The sequence below is a fragment of the Streptomyces sp. NPDC048514 genome (assembly GCF_043199955.1).
GTDB lineage: Bacteria > Actinomycetota > Actinomycetes > Streptomycetales > Streptomycetaceae > Streptomyces.
The window spans coordinates 103,878-127,628 of the sequence record NZ_JBICWT010000004.1 but is presented as its reverse complement, the minus strand read 5'-3'; the positions used below and the strand labels follow the sequence as shown (position 1 = coordinate 127,628).

16 protein-coding genes are annotated in these 23,751 nt (G+C 74.0%); 9 read left to right on the top strand and 7 right to left on the bottom strand.

Annotated elements, in window-relative coordinates; genetic code table 11:
• Positions 1 to 41: 41 nt before the first annotated feature.
• Both ACGFT2_RS09385 and ACGFT2_RS09380 read right to left on the bottom strand, forming a co-directional pair.
• A complete protein-coding gene (locus tag ACGFT2_RS09385; protein WP_393275175.1) occupies positions 42 to 1,547 on the bottom strand; it encodes a M23 family metallopeptidase in 1,506 nt (501 codons plus the stop codon).
• Between the two features lie 222 nt (positions 1,548 to 1,769).
• Positions 1,770 to 2,642 (bottom strand): lipase family alpha/beta hydrolase, encoded by an 873-nt coding sequence (locus ACGFT2_RS09380; RefSeq protein ID WP_393275173.1) that lies wholly within the window; start codon positions 2,640 to 2,642, stop codon positions 1,770 to 1,772.
• A 222-nt stretch (positions 2,643 to 2,864) separates the two neighbouring features.
• Here ACGFT2_RS09380 and ACGFT2_RS09375 point away from each other — a divergent pair, with 222 nt between their 5' ends.
• Positions 2,865 to 3,287, top strand: coding sequence for a cobalamin B12-binding domain-containing protein (locus ACGFT2_RS09375; RefSeq protein WP_393275171.1), 423 nt, complete (start codon positions 2,865 to 2,867; stop codon positions 3,285 to 3,287).
• Positions 3,288 to 3,368: 81 nt separating this feature from the next.
• On the opposite strand, the gene ACGFT2_RS09370 is transcribed toward ACGFT2_RS09375, so the two are convergent.
• Positions 3,369 to 5,069, bottom strand: coding sequence for a DUF5691 domain-containing protein (locus tag ACGFT2_RS09370; protein WP_393275169.1), 1,701 nt, complete (start codon positions 5,067 to 5,069; stop codon positions 3,369 to 3,371).
• Positions 5,070 to 5,487: 418 nt separating this feature from the next.
• Entirely contained in the window at positions 5,488 to 6,861 is a 1,374-nt protein-coding gene (locus tag ACGFT2_RS09365; RefSeq protein ID WP_393275167.1) for an SWIM zinc finger family protein, read from the bottom strand.
• Between the two features lie 132 nt (positions 6,862 to 6,993).
• Here ACGFT2_RS09365 and ACGFT2_RS09360 point away from each other — a divergent pair, with 132 nt between their 5' ends.
• From ACGFT2_RS09360 to sucD, 5 genes are all read left to right on the top strand, one after another.
• On the top strand, positions 6,994 to 8,124 hold the full coding sequence (locus tag ACGFT2_RS09360; RefSeq protein ID WP_393275165.1) for an AAA family ATPase: 1,131 nt from the start codon (positions 6,994 to 6,996) through the stop codon (positions 8,122 to 8,124).
• Positions 8,121 to 10,934, top strand: coding sequence for a DUF5682 family protein (locus ACGFT2_RS09355; protein WP_393275163.1), 2,814 nt, complete (start codon positions 8,121 to 8,123; stop codon positions 10,932 to 10,934). The genes ACGFT2_RS09360 and ACGFT2_RS09355 overlap by 4 nt, the downstream gene beginning before the upstream one ends.
• Positions 10,931 to 12,109 (top strand): VWA domain-containing protein, encoded by a 1,179-nt coding sequence (locus ACGFT2_RS09350; RefSeq protein ID WP_393275161.1) that lies wholly within the window; start codon positions 10,931 to 10,933, stop codon positions 12,107 to 12,109. The genes ACGFT2_RS09355 and ACGFT2_RS09350 overlap by 4 nt, the downstream gene beginning before the upstream one ends.
• Positions 12,110 to 12,878: 769 nt before the next feature.
• On the top strand, positions 12,879 to 14,057 hold the full coding sequence (sucC, locus tag ACGFT2_RS09345; protein WP_393275159.1) for an ADP-forming succinate--CoA ligase subunit beta: 1,179 nt from the start codon (positions 12,879 to 12,881) through the stop codon (positions 14,055 to 14,057).
• Between the two features lie 26 nt (positions 14,058 to 14,083).
• Positions 14,084 to 14,968 carry a succinate--CoA ligase subunit alpha gene (gene sucD, locus ACGFT2_RS09340; RefSeq protein WP_393275157.1) on the top strand — a complete coding sequence of 295 codons (885 nt, stop codon included), beginning with the start codon at positions 14,084 to 14,086 and terminating at the stop codon, positions 14,966 to 14,968.
• A 455-nt stretch (positions 14,969 to 15,423) separates the two neighbouring features.
• Here the strand turns inward: sucD and ACGFT2_RS09335 are convergent, their stop codons facing one another.
• The gene (locus tag ACGFT2_RS09335) at positions 15,424 to 16,521 is read right to left on the bottom strand and encodes a sigma factor-like helix-turn-helix DNA-binding protein (protein ID WP_393275155.1); all 1,098 of its coding nucleotides are present in this window, start codon (positions 16,519 to 16,521) and stop codon (positions 15,424 to 15,426) included.
• A 111-nt stretch (positions 16,522 to 16,632) separates the two neighbouring features.
• On the opposite strand from ACGFT2_RS09335, the gene ACGFT2_RS09330 reads away from it, so the two are divergent.
• A complete protein-coding gene (locus ACGFT2_RS09330; protein ID WP_393276288.1) occupies positions 16,633 to 19,074 on the top strand; it encodes a DUF6350 family protein in 2,442 nt (813 codons plus the stop codon).
• Positions 19,075 to 19,551: 477 nt separating this feature from the next.
• Here the strand turns inward: ACGFT2_RS09330 and ACGFT2_RS09325 are convergent, their stop codons facing one another.
• A complete protein-coding gene (locus ACGFT2_RS09325) occupies positions 19,552 to 20,385 on the bottom strand; it encodes a hypothetical protein (protein ID WP_393275153.1) in 834 nt (277 codons plus the stop codon).
• A gap of 284 nt (positions 20,386 to 20,669) precedes the next feature.
• On the opposite strand from ACGFT2_RS09325, the gene purN reads away from it, so the two are divergent.
• Together purN and purH are read left to right on the top strand one after the other, a co-directional pair.
• Positions 20,670 to 21,308 carry a phosphoribosylglycinamide formyltransferase gene (purN, locus tag ACGFT2_RS09320; protein WP_393275151.1) on the top strand — a complete coding sequence of 213 codons (639 nt, stop codon included), beginning with the start codon at positions 20,670 to 20,672 and terminating at the stop codon, positions 21,306 to 21,308.
• Complete coding sequence (purH, locus tag ACGFT2_RS09315; protein ID WP_393275149.1) at positions 21,305 to 22,891, top strand: bifunctional phosphoribosylaminoimidazolecarboxamide formyltransferase/IMP cyclohydrolase; 1,587 nt, start codon at positions 21,305 to 21,307, stop codon at positions 22,889 to 22,891. The genes purN and purH overlap by 4 nt, the downstream gene beginning before the upstream one ends.
• A 144-nt stretch (positions 22,892 to 23,035) precedes the next feature.
• On the opposite strand, the gene ACGFT2_RS09310 is transcribed toward purH, so the two are convergent.
• Complete coding sequence (locus ACGFT2_RS09310) at positions 23,036 to 23,659, bottom strand: hypothetical protein (RefSeq protein WP_393275147.1); 624 nt, start codon at positions 23,657 to 23,659, stop codon at positions 23,036 to 23,038.
• Positions 23,660 to 23,751: the final 92 nt, after the last annotated feature.

Sequence of the window (23,751 nt, the reverse complement as noted above, 5' to 3'; positions counted from 1 at the left end):
CCCCGCCGGTTCGGCGGGGCTCGGCCGCTCAGCTCAGAGACTCAGGTCGGGTCCAGTCCGTGGCTGCGCAGCCACGGCAGGGGGTCGATGGCCGCCCCGCCCGCCGGCCGGACCTCGAAGTGCAGGTGCGGTCCGGTGGAGTTGCCGGAGTTGCCGGAGTAGGCGACCGGCTGGCCGGCCTTGACGGTCGTACCGGACGCCACGCGGTAGCTGGACAGGTGGCAGTACCAGGTCTCCGTGCCGTCCTTCGCCGTCAGGATCATCATGTTGCCGTAGGCGCTGTTCCACTTGGTGGTGACGGTGCCGTCGGTGGCTGCCAGCACCGTGGTGCCGTAGGAGACGGGGAAGTCGATGCCGGTGTGGACCGACATCCAGTTCACGCCCGCCTGGCCGAAGTAGGCGCTGAGCCCCCGCTGGGCGACCGGCAGGGCGAACTTGGGGCGCAGCCGTTCCTTGAGCGCGGCCTCCGCGGCGGCCTTCTTCTGCTCCAGCGCCTGCTGCGCCTTGAGGTCGATGCGCTCCTGCGTACGGCTCGCCCGGTCGGCGAAGTCGTCGGCCCCGGCGGAGAGGGTCTTGAGCTGGGTGTCCAGCTTGCTGTTGGCGATCGAGGGCTGCACCACGTGCGCGTCGTCCGGGGCGGAGGCGGCGGCCTCGCCCGAGTCCTCGGTCAGGGCGCTGACCGAGGCCGCCGCGATCCCGGCGACCCCCATCACACAGGCCGAGGGCACGGCGACCGTCAGCAGAGCGGACCGTTTGGCGGGCGTACGGCGCCGGGAACGCCCCGCGCCGCGCGAGCCCGCCCGGGTCGCCGGAGGCGGTGTGACCTCTTCCTGATCGTCCAGCAGGGCGTGCACACCGGGCAGTTCACCGGTGGCGGTCGTCCCGCCCTCGTCGCCGTGCGCTTCCTCGAAGGCGGCGTCCTCGTACGGCACCTGCTCGAAGGCGGCGGTCGCGGGCGCGTCGCCGACCTGCTCGAACGTGGTGGTGGCCTGCGGGGCGAACGGTTCGCCGGCCTGCTCGGGCTCCGTCGGCGCGGTCTGACCGGCCAGGTTCCACTGCGTGGCGTCGTACGCGCCCGTGTCGAAGGTCTGGGTGCCCCACTCCCACTGCTGGGTGCCGTCGGTGCCGGCGGCCCGGTCGGGCTCCAGCCAGGCGCCCGCGTCCCACTGGCCGCTCGCGTCGTGTCCGGTGGCCTGCGCGGGAACCGTCCAGGCGGTGGAGTCGTACACCCCGGAGCCGTAGGCGGCGTGCTGCTGTGCCGCGTACGGGTCGTGGTCGAGGGTCTGGGCGGTACCGGTCTGCCACTGCGTGGCGTCGTACGCGCCGGTCGACTGTGCGCTGCCCGGGAGGCTGCCGAACAGGGGGTCGTGATCGAAGGCCGTGATGCCCGCGGAACCGCCCGCAAAACCGGTGGCGTCGTAGCCGCCGTACGTGGTGAGGTCGTCGTAGGTGACTTCCGCGGCGCCATAGGGCGTGTAGTGCTGAGCAGAGGCGTCGGAAGCCGGAGCCGGGGCGGTCGAGCTCCCCGGCGGGTGACGGTCGTTCACCAACTTCTCTTTCGCCTCGACAACAGGGGCTGCCAGAGCAGTGCGGCGACTGTACCCGGCAGTACGCGGGCGCGACAATCTTCCGCCGGTTTCGAGTGGGCCGGAAACGGGCATTCGGCCGTGTTTGGGGGGAGGGCGGGCGCGAGTTTGGCCTTGTGTTCGATGAATGTTCGATGTCAGGTGACAATGAGTCACCTCCGCTGCCGTGCTGCCAGGCCGCCGTCAGGCGACCGTCAGGCCTCCGGCGCGCCGCTCCCCGGGGTGTGGGGCGTCCAGAACCTCGCGTATCCCGGCCGCGACGGCGGGATGCAAGGGGAGCGCGAGATGCCCGATGCCGCTCACCCGGACGTTCTCCGCGTCCAGATCGGGGTGTTCCAGGCAGGCCGTCTCCAGCGGGACCATCAGGGAGTCCAGGTCGCTCCAGAAGCTCACGAACCGCGTACGGCAGCCGGGCGCGGGCCGGGACAGCTCCTCGATCACCTCCGAGCCGGGCCGCATCTGCCGCACGATCGGGTGCGCGTCGGCCAGCGGCGCCACCCGCGTCCCGGAGTGCGGGGTGCCGAGGGTGACGAGGGTGCGCACCCGCAGGTCACCGCCGAGACACTGCACGTAATACCGGGCGATGAGGCCGCCGAGGCTGTGCCCCACGATGTCCACCCGCGCGCTGTCGGTGCGCTCGCAGATCTCCTCGACGTGCCGGCCGAGCAGTTCCGCGGCGGCGCGGATGTCGCAGGTCAGCGGGGAGTAGTTGAGCGATTCCACGCGCTGCCGGCCATGCTGGGCAAGGCTGCGGCGCAACAGTACGAACACCGAACGGTTGTCGATGAAACCGTGCAGCAGCACCACCGGTGGACCGGTCCGCACCGGCAGGGGGACGGCGCCGCCGACGCCGGTGGCCGGCGCGGCTCCGGCGGGCAGGCCGGCGGCGCGCCGTTCCGGAGTGAGGCCCGTCGGGTACAGCAGGAGGTGACCGGCCAGGATCGCGGCCTCCAGGGCCGTCGCCTTGAGCAGCGTCACGGAGAGTCCGGCCAGTCTGCCGGGCCACAGGCGGCGGCAGATCGGGAGGAAGAGTGGCACTATCCCGCTGACCTTCATGGCCGACCTCCCGTCGGCACGCGGAGGACGGCTCGGCCCCCGTGTGCCCTCATGTCCCAATGTGTGATTTCCCCCTCGCTGCGCACCGTAAAACCGCCGGTTGCGGGATGCTGGAGATAACGTTCGTTCACTTCGCGACGGGTGGCGGGACGCGCCAAAAGTGCGGTACTTGTCGTTACGGACGGAAGCGATCGCTTCCGTGATCGTTTGATGGAGGCAGTGATGGGTGTGGCAGCCGGTCCGATCCGCGTGGTGGTGGCCAAGCCGGGGCTCGACGGCCACGATCGCGGGGCCAAGGTCATCGCACGCGCTCTGCGCGACGCCGGGATGGAGGTCATCTACACCGGGCTCCATCAGACGCCGGAGCAGGTGGTCGACACCGCCATCCAGGAGGACGCCGACGCGATCGGCCTGTCCATCCTCTCCGGTGCGCACAACACGCTGTTCGCCGCGGTGATCGAGCTGCTCAAGGAGCGGGAGGCGGAGGACATCCTCGTCTTCGGCGGCGGCATCATCCCGGAGGAGGACATCGCGCCGCTGAAGGACAAGGGCGTCGCGGAGATCTTCACGCCGGGCGCGACGACCACGTCGATCGTGGAGTGGGTCCGCCAGAACGTCCGCCAGCCGGCCGCGTCCGGCGGCTGAGCGGCCGAGAGCCGCACGCCGGGAGGGTGTCCGAGCCGGTCGGGCGGGCGTCTGAGGTGACGGCGCGGCCTGGAACGGCCGTCATCCCGGTGCCCGCCGCGGGTGAGCGGGTGCCCGTGCCGGCCGGGCGGGTGAGCCGGGGCCGAGTTCAGCCGTCATCTCGGCCCGCAGCCTCAGCGTCGTGACCAGCCGCTGGAAGGCCTCCGCCCAGTATCCGCCGGCACCGGGCGCCGCGTCCTCCCGCTCGTCGGGTATCGCCAGCAGCGCCTCCAGCCGGGTGGTCTCCGCCGGGTCCAGGCAGCGCTCCGCCAGTCCCATCACCCCGCTGAAGCTCCAGGGATAACTGCCCGCGTCACGAGCGATGTTGAGGGAGTCCACCACCGCCCGGCCCAAGGACGGAGCCCAGGGCACCGCGCAGACGCCGAGCAGCTGAAATGCCTCCGACAGGCCGTGGGCCGCGATGAATCCGGCCACCCAGTCGGCTCGTTCGGCCGGCTCCAGAGCGGCAAGCAGCTTGGCACGCTCCGCCAGCGACACCGCTCCCGGACCGCCCGCCTCAGGCGCCGAGGGCGAACCGAGCAGTGCCCTCGACCAGGCGGCGTCCGCCTGCCGCACCGCCGCCCGGCACCAGGCCGCGTGCAGCTCGTCCTGCCAGCCGTCCGTGACCGGCAGCGCCACGATCTCCCGCGCGCTCCGGCCACCGAACCGCCCCGGCCAGCTGCCGAGCGGTGCCGCCTCCACCAACTGGCCAAGCCACCAGGACCGTTCCCCTCGGCCGGCGGGCGGTTTGGCCACCACACCGTCCCGCTCCATGCCGGAGTCGCACTCGTGCGGCGCCTCCACCACGATCGACGGCGAGCCCCCCATGGGGTCCAGGGCCACACACGCGGAGGCCCGTACGGCCATGCGTGCGGCGAGGGCTGAATCCGGGAGCGCCGAGAGGAGCTCGGCCGCCGTCGCGCGGACGTTGCGGCTACGGTCGCCCAACGCCTGCTCCAGGAACGGCTCGTCCTGCCCGGACAGGCCCGCGCGCAACGAGTCCAGGAACATCAGCCGGTCCTCCGCCCGCTCCGTCGGCCACGTCGAGGCCAGCAGGTCGCGCGCGAGCGCGGGCGTACGGGCGCGCAGCATCCCCAGCAGGGCCACCCGCTCGGCGAACAGCCCCTCCCGCCACAGCCGGCGCACCGCCTCGGTGTCCTCCGGACCTGGCAGCGCCGCGCCGCCTCCGGGGGCCGCGCGCAGGGCGAACCGCCAGTCCGGGTTCAGCCGGGCCAGCCACAGCGCCCGCGGGCCCGCGAAGGCCAGCGCCGACGGGCGCAGGTCCGTACGGCCCCGGGCCGCGTCGAGCAGTGCCGGAAGTGTCTCCGGGGGCGCCGCGTACCCCTGTGCCCCGGCTACCGCGAGCCACTGCGGGAGCAGCTCCATGAGGTCCGGGGAGCTGCCTCGCCGGGCGCCGGCCGTGCCGCCGGAACGGTCGGCCAGCAGCATCGTGAGCCGGCGGGCCGCCGCGGTGGGCAGGGGAGGGCGCGGGTCGTCAGGGGCGGGCTCGGGCCGTCGTGCCGCCCGCGCCGGCCGCAGCCCCGCCCGCCGCCGCACGGTCGCCACGGCGGCCGCGTCCAGCAGGGCGGCGGGCGCCGTACGCCCGGGCGCGCCGGGTCCGGGAGGGCGCCGGCCGGTGCCCAGCAGAGCGTTGGTTACCAGGTCCTCCCAGGGCACTGCGGGAGGCGTCGCGGGGGCTCGGGAGGGGCCCGTGGGAGGCGTCGTGGCCGGGGTCGTGTTCATGGCCGTCCCTTCCGGAGGATGCGCCCGAGTGGATGCCGGGCGGACGTGCGGGAGTGGGGCGTGGGTTCGTGTGGCGGACGTGCCGCCGTGGGTCGCGGGGCGTGCGGCGGGCGTGCCGGCGCGGGTCCCGGGTTGTGTTCGGGTTGTGTGGCGTGCGCCCTGGTGTGGGGCGCGGGTCGGGCCGTGTGTGTGCCGGCGTGGGGCGTGACCGGCCCGGAGGGGCCGGTGGGCTCCGTGGTGCAGGTGCCGGTGCCGGTGCCGGTGCCGGTGCCGCTGGCGAGGGCGACCTCGGTCCAGTGCTGGGCGGAGATGCCCTGGTATGCCGGCGATCGGGACGGTGTGGACGGGGGTAGTGGGCCGTCGGGTGGGTCCGTCGTCGTGTGTCTGGTGGGGGAGGTGCGCGCCGAGGGCGGTCGGGTCAGCACAGGGGTACCGCCTCGCCCGTCTCCTCCTGCCAGGCCGTGAGCGGGGTGAAGCCGCGGTGGCCGCATTCGCCGAAAACCTTGACCGGGCGACCGCCGGACAGGGCGACCAGGCGCCACAGGCCGGCGCGGCCATGGGCGGCCCGGGACAGGGGCAGAGCCGAGTCCGTGCCGGCGTCGGCCAACTGCCACCGGTCGCCGTCCGGGACCGCGATCACCCGGTCCAGGGTCACCGGGACCGACTCGAGCCACGGATCGTCGCGCAGGGCATCGCCGTATCCCGCCGCCGCCTCGGCCGTGGTCACACCGGGCGGCCGGAACGCGGCCGGTGCGGGCGGGGCGAACCGCTCGCCCAGAGCGGCCCGGGACCGGCCGCTGGCCGGGTAGGCGGACAGCTCCGCGTCCAGGGCGAGGCCGACCGGCAGGGCCAGCTCGGGTGCCCTGCCCGCCGCACCGTAGGAGAGAAGCAGCCGAACGTGGCCCGACTCGGCGCCGTGCAGCCATATCCGGCGCGTCGTCAGTTTCGTGTCCGCCGTGTCGTACTGGGCGAGGACCAGCCAGCGGTCGCGCACCGGAGGGCCGTCCGCGGTGCCGGGCAGGCCGATCCGGGAGCGGACGGTGGCCGCGAGGGCCTCGGGCAGTTGGTCACGGCGCAGCCAGCCCTCGTCCAGCAGGTGCAGCAGGGCGCACTCCTCCAGCAGCCGGGCCGGCCAGCCCGCGCCCGATGCCGGGATCGCCCCCAACTCGCGCACGCGGGCCGCCAGTCCGGGTGCCTGGGCGTCGACCATGCGGGCCGCCGTCTCGTCCCACATGCCGTACCCCGCCTGCTCGGCCGAGACCAGGCCGCCGCGCAGCAGGTCGGCCAGGCGCTGCTCCAGCTCCGTGGCGCCCGCCGTGACCCGCTCGGCGCGGCGCTCGGCGCGGCGCCGAGCCGCCTCCGGATCGGCGGCCCCGTCCGCGGCCGAGCCCCCCTCGGCCGAGCCCCCTTCGGCCGGTGCCCGCTCGCTCTCGGCACGTGTGCGGCGGCCCGACAGCCACCGTGCCGCCCAGTCCGGCGGTCGCGCGGACGCCGGCACCGAGCCGTCGTCGGCCGCCCACAGCAGGAGAAGGCCGAGCGCGTGCTTGCACGGGAACTTACGGCTCGGGCAACTGCACCTGTACGCCGGGCCGCCCGGGCCGGTGAGGTCCACCACCGTCTGGTACGGCCTGCCGCCGCTGCCCTTGCACAGCCCCCACACCGTCCCCTCCCCGCTTGCCGCCCCGGACCACGGCCCGGCCGTGGCGAGTTTGCTCCCCGCTTTGCGTGACGTGACGTCAGGCGCCAGTGCCAGCACCTGGTCCGCGGTCCAGCGCACCCCCTGCTCAGTCATGCCGACGACGGTAGGGCCCGCCACTGACAATCGGCCCGGCGACGATAACTGCGCAGGTCAGGGCGATTGTCAGTGGCGTGGTGCACGGTGGACACCAGATCCGAACCGGCCGAGCTGGAGGGGGCCTCAGCCATGTCTGTGTCCGTGCAACCGACGACCGCCGAACCCGACCGCGACGAGAGCGCCCAGGCGTTGCGCCCGCACGCCGAGCACGCCTTCGCGGCCGAACTCGCGGCGCTGGCCGCGCAGGACGACCGCCCGCGTCCGGAGCGCTGGAGGCTGTCGCCGTGGGCGGTGGCGACGTATCTGCTCGGCGGCACCCTGCCGGACGGCACGGTGATCACACCCAAGTACGTGGGCCCGCGTCGGATCGTCGAGGTCGCCGTCACCACGCTCGCCACCGATCGCGCCCTGCTGCTGCTCGGCGTGCCCGGCACCGCCAAGACGTGGGTGTCGGAGCATCTGGCGGCCGCCGTCAGCGGTGACTCCACGCTGCTGGTGCAGGGCACCGCCGGGACCCCGGAGGAGGCGATCCGGTACGGCTGGAACTACGCGCGGCTGCTCGCGCACGGCCCGAGCCGCGAGGCCCTCGTGCCCAGCCCGGTCATGCGCGCCATGGCCGAGGGCATGACGGCCCGGGTGGAGGAGCTGACCCGCATCCCGGCCGATGTGCAGGACACGCTGATCACGATCCTGTCCGAGAAGACCCTGCCCGTCCCGGAGCTGGGCGAGGAGGTGCAGGCGGTCCGTGGATTCAACCTCATCGCCACGGCCAACGACCGCGACCGGGGCGTCAACGACCTCTCCAGCGCGCTGCGCCGCCGCTTCAACACCGTGGTGCTGCCGCTGCCGGAGAGCGCCGACGCCGAGGTCGACATCGTCACCCGCCGGGTGGCGCAGATCGGCCGCTCCCTCGAACTGCCGGCCGTGCCGGACGGCATCGAGGAGATCCGCCGGGTCGTGACCGTCTTCCGTGAGCTGCGCGACGGCATCACCGCAGACGGGCGCACGAGGGTGAAGTCGCCGAGCGGCACGCTGTCCACGGCGGAGGCGATCTCCGTCGTGACGGGCGGCCTCGCCCTCGCCACGCACTTCGGGGACGGTGTGCTGCGGCCGGCCGATGTCGCCGCGGGGATCCTCGGCGCCGTCGTGCGGGACCCGGCGGCCGACCGGGTCGTCTGGCAGGAGTACCTGGAGGCGGTCGTCCGCGAGCGCGAGGGCTGGACGGACTTCTACCGCGCCTGCCGGGAGGTGAGCGTATGACCGACACCGGCTGGGGCAGGGCGTATGCCTCCGGGCCGCTGCTGCTCGGCGTGCGGCACCACGGGCCGGGCTCCGCCCGGGCGGTGCGTGCCGCGCTGGACGCCGCCCGGCCCGGCGCCGTCCTGATCGAGGGGCCGCCCGAGGCCGACGCGCTGATCCCCCTGGCCGCCGACCCGGACCTGCGGCCGCCGGTCGCCCTGCTCGCCCACGCCGTGGACGAGCCCGGCCGCTCGGCATTCTGGCCGTTCGCAGAGTTCAGCCCCGAATGGGTGGCCATCCGCTGGGCGCTGGAACACGACGTCCCGGCCCGCTTTATCGACCTGCCCGCCACGCACACGCTCGCCTGGCAGCAGACCGGAGAGGACCCCCCCGACCCGGCCCCCGGCGACGGGGGCGCCGGGGAGGGGGATGCCGGCGAGCCCGGCCACGCCCGCTGGCGGGGGCCCGGTCACGCCCATGGGGAGGGTCCCGCCCACGCCGGCGAGGAGGGGGATGCCGGCGAGCCCGGCCGGACCGGTGAGGGGGCGGACGCCGGCGGGAGCGCGCCGGCGGGTGGAGAGCGGGTTCGCGTCGATCCCCTGGCCGCGCTTGCCGAGGCCGCCGGGTACGACGATCCCGAGCGGTGGTGGGAGGACGTCGTCGAGCACCGGGGGCCGGGCGGGCGGGACCCCTTCGCCGCGTTCACCGCGCTGGCCGAGGCCATGGGGGCGCTGCGCGAGCGGTTCGGCGTCGTCGGGCACCGCCGGGACGCCGTCCGCGAGGCCCACATGCGGCTCCGGCTGCGCGAGGCACGCAAGGAGTTCGGGGACACGATCGCCGTGGTCTGCGGGGCCTGGCACGTGCCCGCGTTGCGCGAGAAGACCACCGTCGCCGCCGACCGGGCGCTGCTGAAGGGCCTGCCCAAGATCAAGGCGGACCTGACGTGGGTCCCGTGGACCCACCGCCGGCTGGCCCGGTCCAGCGGATACGGCGCCGGCATCGACTCGCCGGGCTGGTACGGGCACCTGTTCCGGGTCCCGGACCGGCCGGTCGAGCGCTGGCTGACCAAGGTCGCCAGGCTGCTGCGCGAGGAGGACCGGATCGTCTCCTCCGCGCACGTCATCGAGGCGGTACGGCTCGCCGAGACCCTGGCGGTGATGCGCGGGCGCCCGCTGCCCGGCCTGGGCGAGACCACCGACGCGGTGCGCGCGGTGCTGTGCGACGGCTCGGACGTGCCGCTGGCGCTGGTGCACGACCGGCTGGTGGTCGGGGACGTCCTGGGCGAGGTCCCGGAGTCGGCCCCCGCGGTGCCGTTGCAGCGGGACCTCGCCCGCCGGCAGCGTTCGCTGCGGCTCAAGCCGGAGGCGCCCGACCGCGAGCTGGAACTGGACCTGCGCGGCGACACGGACGCGAACCGCAGCCGGCTGCTGCACCGGCTGCGGCTGCTCGGCGTCCACTGGGGCGAGCCGGCCGTGTCCCGGGGGAGCACGGGCACCTTCCGGGAGACCTGGCGGCTGCGCTGGGAACCGGAGTTGTCGGTACGGGTCGCCGAGGCCGGCGTATGGGGGACGACCGTGCCGGGCGCGGCGCGGGCCAAGGCCGAAGCGGACGCCACCGCCGCGCGTGCGCTGGCCGACGTCACCGCGCTGGCCGAGCGGTGTCTGCTGGCCGGCCTGCCGGACGCGCTGCCCGTGGTCATGCGGGTGCTCGCCGAGCGGGCGGCCCTCGACACGGACGTCGGCCACCTCGCCCAGGCCCTGCCCGCTCTGGTCCGCTCCCTGCGCTACGGCGACGTGCGCGGCACCGACACCGAAGCGCTGACCGGGGTGGCCGCGGGTCTGGCCGAGCGGATCTTCGTCGGCCTGCCCCCGGCCTGCGCCGGACTGGACGCGGACGCCGCGGAGGCGATGCGCGGCCATGTGGACGCCGTGCACAGCGCGGTGGGCCTGCTGGCGGAGACCCAGGCCGGCGCCCAGGCCGGCGCGCAGGCCGGCGCGCAGGCCGGGGAGGCCGGGCCCACGGCCCACCGAGGCACCACCGGGCGCGACGAGCCCCCGGCCGACCCCGGACCGGGGCGGGACGGTGCTCCGGCCCCGCGAGGATCGACCGGGCGCGACGGGTCTTCGGCCCACGGCGGATGGACCAGGCAGGGCGGGGGCACGGCGCACCGGGAAAATGGGTCTTCGGGCCACGGTGAATGGACCGGGCAGGACGGTGGCACGGCGCACCGGGAATCCGCCGGGCGGCACGGGAGGGGCGGGGGCGTCGCCGGGGGCCTCGGCGAGCTGCGGGAACGCTGGCGTGGCGTGCTGCGGGTGCTGTCCTCGCGGGACACCGCGCCCGGGGTCGTCCGGGGGCGGTCCGTGCGGCTGCTGCTCGACGACGGTGGGCTGGCCGCCGAGGAGGCGGCGCGGCTGATGGGACTGGCGCTGTCGCCGGGGACACCGCCGGCCGACGCGGCCGCGTGGATCGAGGGCTTCGCCGGCGGCGGGGGCGGACTGCTGCTGGTGCACGACGAACGGCTGCTCGGCCTGATCGACACCTGGCTGACGGGGGTGCCGGCGGAGGCGTTCACGGACGTACTGCCGCTGCTGCGGCGCACGTTCTCGGCGTACGAGCCGGGTGTGCGCAGAACCCTGGGGGAACTGGCCCGGCGCGGACCGGGAGAGGGCGCGGGACACGAAGGCCGCCAGGCCATGCCGACCGGTTTCGCCGCCGAACCGGACACCGGGCGGGCCGACGCCGTGCTGCCGGTGCTGCGACTGCTGCTCGGCCTGGATGCCGAGCACGGCACGACCGACCGGACCGGCTTCGCGGGGGTGGGCGCATGACGAGGGAGACATCGGTGACGGGCAAGGACGACCCGGCCAGGGAGCGGCTGCGGCGTTGGCGGCTGGTGCTCGGCGGCGACCAGGCCGACGGCACCGGACACGCGCTGTCCGGCCGGGACGCGGCGATGGACGGCACCCTGGCCGCGCTCTACGGCAAGGGCGACAGACCGCAGGCCGGGCGGGACCGTTCGGCCGGGCTGGGTGCCTCGGCGCCGTCCGTGGCGCGGTGGCTCGGGGACATCCGCACCTACTTCCCGTCCTCCGTCGTCCAGGTCATGCAACGCGACGCCATCGACCGGCTCGGCCTCGCGGCACTGCTGCTGGAGCCGGAGATGCTGGAGGCGGTCGAGGCCGACGTGCATCTGGTCGGCACGCTGCTCTCGCTCGGGAAGGCGATGCCGGAGACGACGAAGGAGACCGCCCGCGCGGTGGTGCGCAAAGTGGTCGGGGATCTGGAGAAGCGGCTCGCGACCCGCACCCGGGCCACCCTCACCGGTGCCCTCGACCGCAGCGCCCGCGCCAGCCGGCCGCGCCACCACGACATCGACTGGAACCGCACCATCGCGGCCAACCTCAAGCACTACCTGCCCGAGCACCGCACGGTCGTACCGGCGCGGCTCGTCGGTCACGGGCGGGCCGCGCGGTCGGTGAAGAAGGAGGTCGTCCTCTGCATCGACCAGTCCGGCTCGATGGCCGCGTCCGTGGTCTACGCGTCCGTGTTCGGGGCCGTCCTCGCCTCCATGCGGTCGATCAGCACCCGGCTCGTGGTGTTCGACACGGCGGTGGTCGACCTCACGGACCAGCTGGACGACCCGGTGGACGTCCTCTTCGGCACCCGGCTCGGCGGGGGCACGGACATCAATCGCGCGCTCGCCTACTGCCAGTCGCAGATCACCCGGCCCGCCGAGACCGTCGTCGTGCTGATCAGCGACCTGTACGAGGGCGGTATCCGGGACGAGATGCTCAAGCGGGTGGCGGCGATGAAGGCGTCCGGAGTGCAGTTCGTGGCGCTGCTCGCCCTGTCGGACGAAGGGACGCCCGCCTACGACAGGGAGCACGCGGCGGCGCTCGCCGCGCTCGGCGCACCGGCCTTCGCCTGCACCCCCGACCTGTTCCCGGAGGTGATGGCGGCGGCACTCGAGAAGCGGCCGCTGCCGATACCGGACACCGCGTGACGCCGGGGCCCCGGACCGGCGCCCGGCCAAGTGTTCCCGGATGGGAACCGTTCCCCCCGTTTCGGACCGACCTGACGCGCACATGTTCAAGAGCATCCGCCGTGTCCGGGCCCGACGTGCCGGGTCCGGTCCTGACCCCCAGGGACGGCGGGCAGCGGACCCGAGGGTGCGCGACAGGCTCCGCGGGGGCGCACGGAGCCGGACGCCCGAACGCCGTCGGTCCGTCCGGTCCGGCCCTCGTGGGACGGGGCGGGAGGTTTCCATTGGGGTGGGGATCGACCGCCCCGGCTCCGGCCATCCGGGGCGTTCCGGAGGCCTCACCGGGCCAACCCCATCCCGGTGAGGCCTCGCGCCCCGTGCCCCCGCAGCTCCCGCGTCCTTCCCGTGCAGCACCGCCCTGTGCCCGAAGAGCCCCCGCACCTGCCCGCGCGGCACCCTCCGCGCCCCCGCGGCAGCACCCTCCCCAGCCCGCGGCAGCGCCCTCTCCGGCCCCGCGGGAGCGCCCGTCTCGTTGCTCGTGGCGTGCCCGTGCCGCCCCGTCCCGGCACGCCGTGCCAGCGATCGCGGCATCATGTGACAGGTATCACCGCTCAGGTGTGACCCGCGATTTAGAGGCCTCCCGCAAGCAGAGATAACCTGCGAGACGGACATGCCGCGCGCTCGGACACCGTGTGCGCATCCCTTGTGACCCATGCGGACGTCACGTTGCCCTTCGCGGCACGCCCACGCATCCAACGAACCGCGAGATCACTGATAGGGACGGAAGCGCGTGGACCTGTTCGAGTACCAGGCGAGGGACCTCTTCGCCAAGCACGATGTACCGGTGCTGGCCGGTGAAGTCATCGACACGCCTGAGGCGGCGCGCGAGATCACCGAGCGGCTGGGCGGCAAGTCCGTCGTCAAGGCGCAGGTGAAGGTCGGTGGTCGCGGCAAGGCCGGTGGCGTCAAGCTGGCCGCCTCCGCGGACGAGGCCGTCGCCCGCGCGACGGACATCCTCGGCATGGACATCAAGGGCCACACGGTCCACAAGGTGATGATCGCCGAGACCGCTCCGGAGATCGTCGAGGAGTACTACGTCTCCTTCCTCCTCGACCGTGCCAACCGCACCTTCCTCTCCATCGCGTCCGTCGAGGGCGGCATGGAGATCGAGGAGGTGGCGGCCACCCGACCGGACGCCGTCGCAAAGACGCCGATCGACGCGATCGACGGTGTGGACGAGGCCAAGGCCCGCGAGATCGTCGCGGCCGCCAAGTTCCCGGCCGAGGTCGCGGACAAGGTCGTCAACGTCCTCGTCACGCTGTGGGACACCTTCATCAAGTCGGACGCCCTCCTCGTCGAGGTCAACCCGCTCGCGAAGGTCGCCTCCGGTGACGTCATCGCCCTCGACGGCAAGGTGTCGCTGGACGAGAACGCCGAGTTCCGTCACCCCGAGTACGCGGAACTCCACGACAAGGACGCCGCCAACCCGCTCGAGGCGGCCGCCAAGGAGAAGAACCTCAACTACGTCAAGCTCGACGGCGAGGTCGGCATCATCGGCAACGGCGCCGGTCTCGTCATGAGCACCCTGGACGTCGTCGCGTACGCCGGTGAGAAGCACGGTGGCGTCAAGCCCGCCAACTTCCTGGACATCGGTGGCGGCGCCTCCGCCCAGGTGATGGCGAACGGCCTGGAGATCATCCTGGGCGACCCGGACGTCAAGTCCGTCTTCGTGAACGTCTTCGGTGGCATCACCGCCTGCGACGAGGTCGCCAACGGCATCGTGCAGGCCCTGAAGCTCCTCGAGGACCGCGGCGAGAAGGTCGAGAAGCCGCTCGTCGTCCGCCTCGACGGCAACAACGCCGAGCTGGGCCGGCAGATCCTCACCGACGCCGCCCACCCGCTGGTGCAGCGCGTCGACACCATGGACGGCGCGGCCGACAAGGCCGCCGAGCTGGCCGCCGCCAAGTAAGCACAAGGACGAGGACTCAAACCACCATGGCTATCTGGCTCAACAAGGACAGCAAGGTCATCGTCCAGGGCATGACCGGCGCCACCGGCATGAAGCACACCAAGCTCATGCTCGGTGACGGTACGAACGTCGTGGGCGGCGTGAACCCGCGCAAGGCGGGTCAGACCGTGGACTTCGACGGCACCGAGGTGCCCGTCTTCGGCACCGTCAAGGAGGCCATCGAGAAGACCGGCGCCGACGTCTCCGTCATCTTCGTGCCGGAGAAGTTCACCAAGGACGCGGTCGTCGAGGCCATCGACGCCGAGATCCCGCTGGCCGTCGTGATCACCGAGGGCATCGCCGTGCACGACTCGGCGTCCTTCTGGGCGTACGCCGGCAAGAAGGGCAACAAGACCCGGATCATCGGCCCGAACTGCCCCGGCATCATCACCCCGGGTCAGTCGAACGTCGGCATCATCCCGGGCGACATCACGAAGCCGGGCCGCATCGGCCTGGTCTCGAAGTCCGGCACGCTGACGTACCAGATGATGTACGAGCTGCGTGACATCGGCTTCTCGACGGCCGTCGGCATCGGTGGCGACCCGATCATCGGTACCACCCACATCGACGCCCTCGCCGCGTTCCAGGCCGACCCCGAGACCGAGCTGATCGTGATGATCGGCGAGATCGGTGGCGACGCCGAGGAGCGTGCGGCCGCGTACATCAAGGACAACGTGACCAAGCCGGTCGTCGGCTACGTCGCGGGCTTCACCGCGCCCGAGGGCAAGACCATGGGCCACGCCGGCGCCATCGTCTCCGGTTCGTCCGGCACCGCCCAGGCGAAGAAGGAGGCCCTGGAGGCCGCCGGTGTCAAGGTCGGCAAGACCCCGACCGAGACGGCCAAGCTGGCGCGCGAGATCCTGAGCGCCTGAGCCCAACAGCTCCGAGGCTGCGGCTGGGTCTCCCAGCCCGCTGCCGGTGGGCCCGCCCCGTCACCGGGACGGGCCCACCGGCGTCTCACCCATCCGGCCCCCTGGCAGCACCCCGAGCGCCGCGCCCCCAAACGGCCACGGAAAACCGCCAGACCAGCGCCGCCGCGCCCCGAAGAGGCGCGGAGCTCCGCGAGACCAGCGCCGCCGCGCCCCCGAAGGGGCGCGGGGAACTGCGCGACCAGCCACGACAAACCCGCGGCCGACGACGCTCCGCAGCTGACGGCCCCTGCGGCTGGCGACGCCCCGCGGCCGACGGTACCCGCGGCTGACGGTGCCCACGGCTGACGGTGCCCGCGGTGACGGTGCCCGCGGCCGACGGCCCCCGCGGCCGGCCGGCGCCCCGCTGCCACGACGAACCCATGGACGGCACCCCCCCCGGGAGGGAACCCGTACCGTCACCGGAGATCCGGCATCAGCCTTTCCGGACCGCTCGCCGCCGACTGCCGCAGCTTCTTCTGGAGCGCGATCTCCTCCCCGGACAGGGGCCCCAGCGCGGCCCGCGGCGGCACCCCCCGCACCGCCTGCGCCGGCGCGATCGGTGCCTCGTAGTGCGTAGGTGCCGTCTGCAGCGTCAGCGCAGTCGCCCCGATGATCGTCACGGTGAACGCGATGGCCGCACGGGTCCAGAAGACGTTCCGGCGTTCGCCGCCGGTCCGCACCACCGTCGGCTGGGCCGCGCGAAAGCGCTCCGTCGAGGCCAGTTCGAGCAGGCGGCGATGGAGTTCGGCGGGATCGGCCAGCTCCGGCAGACACGCGGCGACCGCCTCGCGGGCGTGCGTCAGCCGATTGGCGGCCGCCGGGGTGCTCGCCTCCGTCTCCGCCGCGGTCTCCGGCAGGTCCAGGCCGACACCGTCGTACAGGACGAGCGTGCGCCGGTAGGCCGGCGGAAGCCCGAGCAGGGCGTGCAGCAGGGCACGGTCGGCCGGGTCGGCCGGCGGTGGCTCCGGGTGCCGGTACCGGGGGCGGAAGCGGTGCCAGGGGGAGAGCGCGCAGTCGTACGCCACCGCCCGCACCCAGCCGGCCGGGTCCCGGTCCCGGGCCACCTCGGGCCAGCGCTGCCAGGCCTGTTGGAAGGCCTGCTCCACGACCTCCCGGGCCAGGTCCCGGCGCCCGGTGAGCAGGTAGGTCTGCCGTACGAGGGCGGGTGCGCAGAACGCGTACAGCGCGTCGAAGGCCTGATCGGGCGTCAGCGGCTCGGGCGCGGCCGGCGTGCCCCCGGGGAACGGCGTGCCCCCGGGGACCGGCGCGCCCGCCTTCCCCGGTGGGTCCTGGGGGGCCGTCGGCCGGCCGAGCCTGGACAGCAGGCGCGCGTACGCCTCGCCGTCGCTTCCGTCGGGGACACGTCGGCCGGACTCCCACGCACGCACCGTGGTGCGGCTGACGCCGAGCCGCGCCGCGAGCTGAGCCTGTGTCAGCGAGTGGGACACGCGCAGCCGTCGGCGTTCCGTCGGCGGTGGCAGCGGGGTGGCAGAACTCTGCGTCGTCGTCACCATGCACCCTTTCGTACGAAAAAGAACATAAACATATATTGAGCGACACTACGGAGGTTCGCCCGTTACGACGGGAAAGCGCGTGTCGTTGGGACCATGGCGTGCGTGATCCCGATGACCGCTCGCCGACCGTCCTCGTCGCCTCTGCTGGCCCGCGTGCGTGACCGCTCGCCCGGACTGGCCGCGAGCCTTGCCGGCGGTGCGGTCGCGGCCGGACTCGGGCTCGGTTCGCTCGCCGTACTCGTCCTGGCCTTGTGGGTGGGTTCGCCGTACCCCGACAGCGGGCCGGGCGGGGCGCTGCACGTGGCCGCCGCGTTGTGGCTGCTGGCGCACGGGGTGCAACTGGTCCGCACCGACACGCTCTCCGGCGCGCCCCTGCCGGTGGGCCTGACCCCGCTGCTGCTGCTCGTGCTGCCGGTGTGGCTGCTGTACCGGGCGGCGCGCGACGCCTCGGACGTCTCCACCGACCCCGACGGACCGCCCCCGGTACCGGCGCTGACGGCGTGGACGGGCGTCGTGCTCGGCTACCTCGGCGTGGGGGCCGCGGCCACGCTGTACTGCTCCGGCGGCCAACTGCGCCCTTCGTGGGAATGGGTGACGGTGTGCCTGCCGGCCGTCGCGATGGCCGCGGCGGCCGCCGGGACCTGGTCGGCGCACGGCCGCCCGCACGCGGGGCGCCTGTCCGACCGAACGGAACCGGAAGAGGACGGCGCGGGACCGGGGGCGGGAGCGGAGTGGACGGCACCCGGTGTGCTGCTGGTACTGCCGGGGCCGCTAAGGCGGTTGCTGTCGCGCGCCGGGGCACGGGCCCTGCTGGGTACGGCCGTACGGGCCGCCGGTGTCGCGACGGCGGTGCTCTTCGGGGGCGGGGCGCTGCTGACCGGGGTGTCCCTGGTGTGGCACGGCGACCTGGCGCGGGCGTCCTTCCTGCAGCTGACGGAGGGTTGGACGGGGCGGTTCGCCGTACTGCTGCTCGGCATCGCGCTGATCCCCAACGCGGCGGTGTGGGCGGCGTCCTACGCCCTGGGCCCCGGATTCGCCCTCGGCGCCGGGCATCCGGTGCACCCGTTCGCCTCGGATCCGGCCCCGTTGCTGCCGCCGTTCCCGTTGCTGGCGGCGGTGCCGGACGCGGGCGCCGGAGCGCCGCCGAACTGGGCGGCGGGGCTGGTGCCGGCGGTGGCCGGGCTGACGGCGGGATGGTTCGTGGGGCGGGCGGCCGTGCGGCGGCGGGAGGCCGGCCAGGCGGCGCGGGCCCGCTGGACGGCCGGCCGCACCGCCGGGGCGGTCCTGCTGACGGCGGCGGTCTGCGCGGCTTTCCTGGGTCTGCTCGCCGAGCTGGCCGGCGGTCCGCTGGGTGTGGCCGCGCTGGCCCGCTTCGGCCCGGTGTGGTGGCAGACCGGGGGTGCGGCGGGGGTGTGGACGGCGTTCTTCGCGATGCCGGTGGCGCTCCTTGTACGGGCCTGGCGGCTGCGGGGCCGGCGAAAGCGCTCGGACGCGATTCCGGCGCAAGGGGCGGCGCAGGGTGCGGCGCGGGGCACGGAGCCGCGGCGGGAGACGGTCGTCGGGGCGGTGGCGGCCCCGGCGAAGGGTGTGGCGCAGGACCCGGCGTCGACGAAGGCGCCCGAGGAGGAGGCCGCGACCCCGGCGCACCCCGGGAACGACGGGCAGGATCCCCGGGGGAAGTCCGGAGAGCCGGCGGAGCCCGGGACGGCGGAGCCGTCTCGGCCCGGGACGGCGGAGCCCGCGACGGACGGCGAGCCGAGGGCCACGAAACCCGGCACCGCCCTCATGACCGGCGGCACCACCATGACTGGCGGCACCACCAAGGCCGGCGGCACCGCCGAGGGCGAGCACGGCACCGAGGCCGGGCCCGGCATCACCGCGGAGAACGTCGCGGAGGCCGCGGAGGGCACCGAGGCCCAGCACAGCGCCAAGGCCGCGGAAAGTGCCCATGCCCAGCCCGGCACCGGGACCGAGGACGGCGGCAGGGGCGAGGAGGGCGCCCGGGCCGGGAACGGCGGCGAGGGCACGGACGGCGGCAAGGCCGCGGATGCTGCCGCCGACAGGCAGGCCGCCGAGTCGAAGGACGCCGAGTCGAAGGACGCCGCCCGGTCGAAGATTGCCTCCCGGCCGAGGGGCGCCGGCCAGCTGAAGGGCGCCGCCCAGTCGAAGGGCGCCGGCCAGTCGAAGGAGGCCACTCAGCCGAAGGGCGTCACTCAGCCGAAGGGCGCCGCCAAATCGAAGAGCGGCCCGAAGTTCACGGGGCTCATCAAGCCGAAGGCGACCGCTCGGCCGGATGCCGGTACCGGCACGGCCGGCGCCGCCGAGGAGGAGCTGTACGACTTCCTCCCCGCCGACGATCCGTTCACCTCCGACTGGCACGACGAGCTGGCGCGCGCCTCCCGCTGGGCGGCCCTGCGCGAGGCGGCCACCGCCCGCGACGTCTCCGAGAGCCCTTCGGCGCAGTCACGGACGCGGAGTGGTCCGTCGGGCGAACCTTCCTCGCCGCCGCCCCCGCCCGGAAGCGGCCCCGAGGAGCCGGAAAGCGACTCCTGACCGCTGCACTCGGAGCCACCGGAGCGCTTCGGCAAGGTGCACCGCGCGGATCGCCCGGACCGCATGCGGCGCGGGGTGCCTCAGGATCCTCGGACGGCGTGCGGCGCGGACGGCGCAGGGGGGAGGAGCACATGCGCCCCGGCGCCGACGCGCCGGTGACGTCGGCCGTCCCGCGTCGTAGCCGCCCCTCGCGTCGGCCGTCCCGCGTCGTACCCGCCCTCGGTTCAGCCGCCCTGTCGTACCCGCCCCTCGCGTCAGCCGTCTCGCGTTGTACCCGCCCTCGGGTCGGCCGTCGCAGCCGGTGCCCGCTCCTCGGGGCAGCTGTCGCAGCCGGTTTCCGCCTCTCGGGTCGGCCGTCGCAGCCGGTCCCCGCTCCTCGGGGCAGCTGTCGCAGCCGGTCCCCGCCTCTCGCGTCAGTCGTCGCAGCCGGTGCCCGCTCCTCGCGTCAGTCGTCGCAGCCGGTGCCCGCTCCTCGCGTCAGTCGTCGCCGACTCCCAGCACGCCGCGCAGTTCCTTCGGCAGCATGCTGTCGCAGGACTGCTTGGCCTGGTGGGTGAGGGCGTCGCCGACGCACGTGTAGTAGTCGCGGTAGACCAGCTGGACGGTGAAGGTCGAGGCCACCAGGACCAGGGCGAGGGAGGCCGTCACCAGGCCGGCGACGGCCGCCGTCGTCTGCGGCCGGCCGGGGGGAGCGGGGGCCGGCGGCGTGTCCGGGGACTGGGGGCGCGGCTTGGCGCGGAGCGCGCTGATGCCCCAGTACAGGGACAGCGCACCCAGCAGCAGGGCCACGTACGGCCAGCTGAACAGGGCGAAGAAGACCGCCCACATGCCCGACAGCAGTGCGTACCGCGCACGCCGCTGGGCGGGGTCGGTCGGGTCCCAGCGCATGCCGGAGCCGGTCGGGCCGCCCGGTTCCTGAGGACTGCCGCCGGGCCGCTCACCGAAGCCGCCGGGAGAGCGGCCGGGCTGACGGTCGCTCCACTGGCTGCCCCAGGGGGAGTCGCCCTCGGGACCGGAGCCGGGACCGGAGCCAGGACCGGAGCCGGAGCCCTGCCCGTGCCCGTGACCCTGCCCGTGGCCGGAGGAACCTTCGGGGCGGCGCGGCTGCCACGGGCGGTCCGGGGTGCCTTCCGGCGGCGGCGCGAACGGATTGTCGTCCTGCCGCTCACCGCCCCGCCCGTCACCGTCGCGGCCACCGCGCGGCGCCTCGGGCGGCGAGGCCGGCCGCTCTCGCAGCAGCGCGGCACCGCGCTCGCCCCCCTGGACGGGGTGCGGCGGGAACGTGAGGAGTCGCAGGCTGCGATCGGCCATCAAAAGAGCGTCTTCCCCTAGGTGTCTACGGCTGTCCGACGTGAGCTTCTTCCCCGTCAACGCACCGCATGACGACCGCGTTCCCGAGGCTGCCCGTTCTCGATTCCCTGCGAACGCTACCTTCCGGCCAAGCCCCCGTCCCGCGGGGGCCGTCCGCAGTGCCGGTATCGTTGCTGACGGTCGGCCGCTTCGTAGACTTCCCCGTATCACGGGGCGTGAAGCATTGGTACGAACGCACAAAGCCGCCGGCCGGACATATCGCCACCCCGAGAAAGGGCCCCACCGTGGCCGCCACCCCCGCTGGCCCAGCGGTCAAGCGCCTCGTCGTGCTGGTCTCCGGATCCGGTACGAACCTGCAGGCGCTCCTGGACGAGATCGAGCGCACCGGCGCCGGGCCGTACGGCGCCCGGATCGTCGCCGTCGGGGCCGACCGCACCGGGGTGGAGGGGCTCGCCCGGGCCGAGCGGGCCGGCCTGCCGACCTTCGTGTGCAGGGTGAAGGACCACGCCTCCCGGGAGGAGTGGGACGCCGCTCTCGCCGAGACCGTGGCCGGGTACGAGCCCGACCTCGTCGTCTCCGCCGGGTTCATGAAGATCGTCGGCAAGGAGTTCCTCGCCCGGTTCGGCGGGCGGTTCGTGAACACCCACCCCGCCCTGCTGCCCAGTTTTCCGGGGGCCCACGGCGTGCGGGACGCGCTCGCGTACGGCGCCAGGGTCACCGGCTGCACCGTCCACTTCGTCGACGACGGCGTCGACACCGGACCGATCATCGCCCAGGGCGTGGTCGAGATCCGGGACGAGGACGACGAGAGCGCGCTGCACGAGCGCATCAAGGAAGTCGAGCGAAGGCTGCTCGTCGAGGTCGTGGGGCGGCTCGCCCGCAACGGCTATCGCATTGAGGGACGAAAGGTAGTTATCCAGTGACCGCCGAGAGCAACAAGCGGGCCATCCGTCGCGCGCTCGTCAGCGTCTACGACAAGACCGGTCTCGAGGACCTCGCGCGCGGGCTGCACGAGGCCGGTGTCGAGCTGGTCTCCACCGGCTCCACGGCCGGCCGGATCGCCGCCGCCGGCGTCCCCGTCACCAAGGTCGAGGAGCTGACCGGCTTCCCCGAGTGCCTGGACGGCCGGGTGAAGACCCTGCACCCGCGGGTGCACGCGGGCATCCTCGCCGACCTGCGTCTGGACAGCCATCGCGAACAGCTCGCCGAGCTGGGTGTGGAGCCGTTCGACCTGGTCGTCGTCAACCTCTACCCGTTCCGGGAGACCGTCGCCTCCGGCGCCTCGCCCGACGAGTGCGTGGAGCAGATCGACATCGGCGGCCCGTCGATGGTCCGCGCCGCCGCCAAGAACCACCCGTCCGTGGCCGTGGTGACCAGCCCCCGGCGCTACGCCGACGTCCTCGCCGCGGTACGGGACGGCGGCTTCGACCTCGCGGCCCGCAAGCACCTTGCGGCGGAGGCCTTCCGGCACACGGCGGAGTACGACATCGCCGTCGCCTCCTGGTTCGCCTCCTCGTACGCCCCCGCCGACGCCGAGTCCGGCAGCGGCTCCTCCGCGCAGCGGTTCCCCGACTTCATCGGCACCGCCCTGGAGCGGGCGCACACCCTGCGCTACGGCGAGAACCCGCACCAGCCCGCCGCGCTCTACACCTCCGGCGAGGGCGGTCTCGCGGCGGCCGAGCAGCTGCACGGCAAGGAGATGTCCTACAACAACTACACGGACACGGACGCCGCCCGCCGTGCCGCGTACGACCACGACGAGCCGTGCGTCGCGATCATCAAGCACGCCAACCCCTGCGGCATCGCGGTGGGCGCGGACGTCGCCGAGGCGCACCGCAGGGCGCACGCCTGCGACCCGGTCTCCGCCTACGGCGGGGTGATCGCGGTCAACCGTCCGGTCAGCAAGGAGCTGGCCGAGCAGGTCGCGGAGATCTTCACCGAGGTCATCGTGGCGCCCGGCTACGAGGAGGGCGCGCTGGAGGCCCTCACCAAGAAGAAGAACATCCGCGTGCTGCGCTGCCCCGAAGCCCCGGCCCACCCCGTCGAGGTCAAGCCGATCGACGGCGGCGCGCTGCTCCAGGTCGCCGACCGGCTCCAGGCCGAGGGCGACGAGCCCGCCAACTGGACGCTGGCCAGCGGCGAGGCGCTCGCCCCCGAGGAGCTGGCACAGCTGGCCTTCGCCTGGAAGGCGTGCCGCGCGGTGAAGTCCAACGCGATCCTCCTCGCGAAGGACGGCGCCTCGGTCGGTGTCGGCATGGGCCAGGTCAACCGGGTCGACTCCTGCAAGCTGGCCGTCGACCGGGCCGGCGAGGAGCGTGCCCGCGGTGCCTACGCGGCCTCCGACGCCTTCTTCCCCTTCCCCGACGGCCCGCAGATCCTCATCGACGCCGGCGTCCGGGCCATCGTCCAGCCGGGCGGCTCGATCCGTGACGAGCTGGTCGTCGAGGCCGCGAAGAAGGCCGGAGTGACCATGTACTTCACGGGCACGCGCCACTTCTTCCACTGAGACGAGGACGCCGTCGGTGTCCGCCGCGTCCGTCGGCGGACACCGACGGCGCGGGCGTACCGACGGCGCGGGCGTACCGACGGCGACCGGGCTGTGCCCCCCGCAGTGGGGGGCACAGCCCGGTCGAACGCCCGTCGCCGTTGCTCAGTAGCGCGGGCGGTTGAACCAGGCCGCACCCGACGGCGTGAGCATCGCCGCCGCCATCACGCCGCCGAAGCCGATCCACAGCAGCGCCCACACCAGTGCGGCGCTGGATTCGGTATTGGCCGCGCCGACCAGGATCAGGACGCCGACGAGAGCGCCCAGGATGCCGTAGACCATCGTGGTGATGCGGATCCCCTGACCGCCTCGGGAGGCCTTCACGCCCAGCGTGATCGACAGTGCGGCGAGCCCCAGCGCCAGCAGCGCGAAGACGAGGATGACGCCGGCTCCGTCATGCCCGATGTCGGAGAAGCCGTTGTCGCCGAAGGCGTCCTCACCTGCGTTCGAGGCGTCGTTGAGCGTCGCCGCGCCGAAGATGAGGATGATGCCGCCCACGATCTGCACGGCCGACACGATGTAGAGCAGCACCCGCGAGGCGGTCACGAGCCCGGGCATGGTCTGAGGCATCACGTTCGCCGCGGGGTAGCCGGGGTAGCCGGGCTGCTGCGGGTAGCCGTAACCCTGCGGGGGCACGCCCGGTTGCTGCGGGTAGCCGTAGCCCGGTGCGGCGGTCGGCGGCTGGGGCGGTGGCGGTCCGTAGGGATTGTTCGGGTCGCCGAAGCTCATGGCGGGCTTCCTCCGATGTTCAAGTGCGGGGACGACGCGGCACGGTTCGGAGGAGAGTTCTACAGATGCGGTCCGTCCCCCCGGTACTGCCC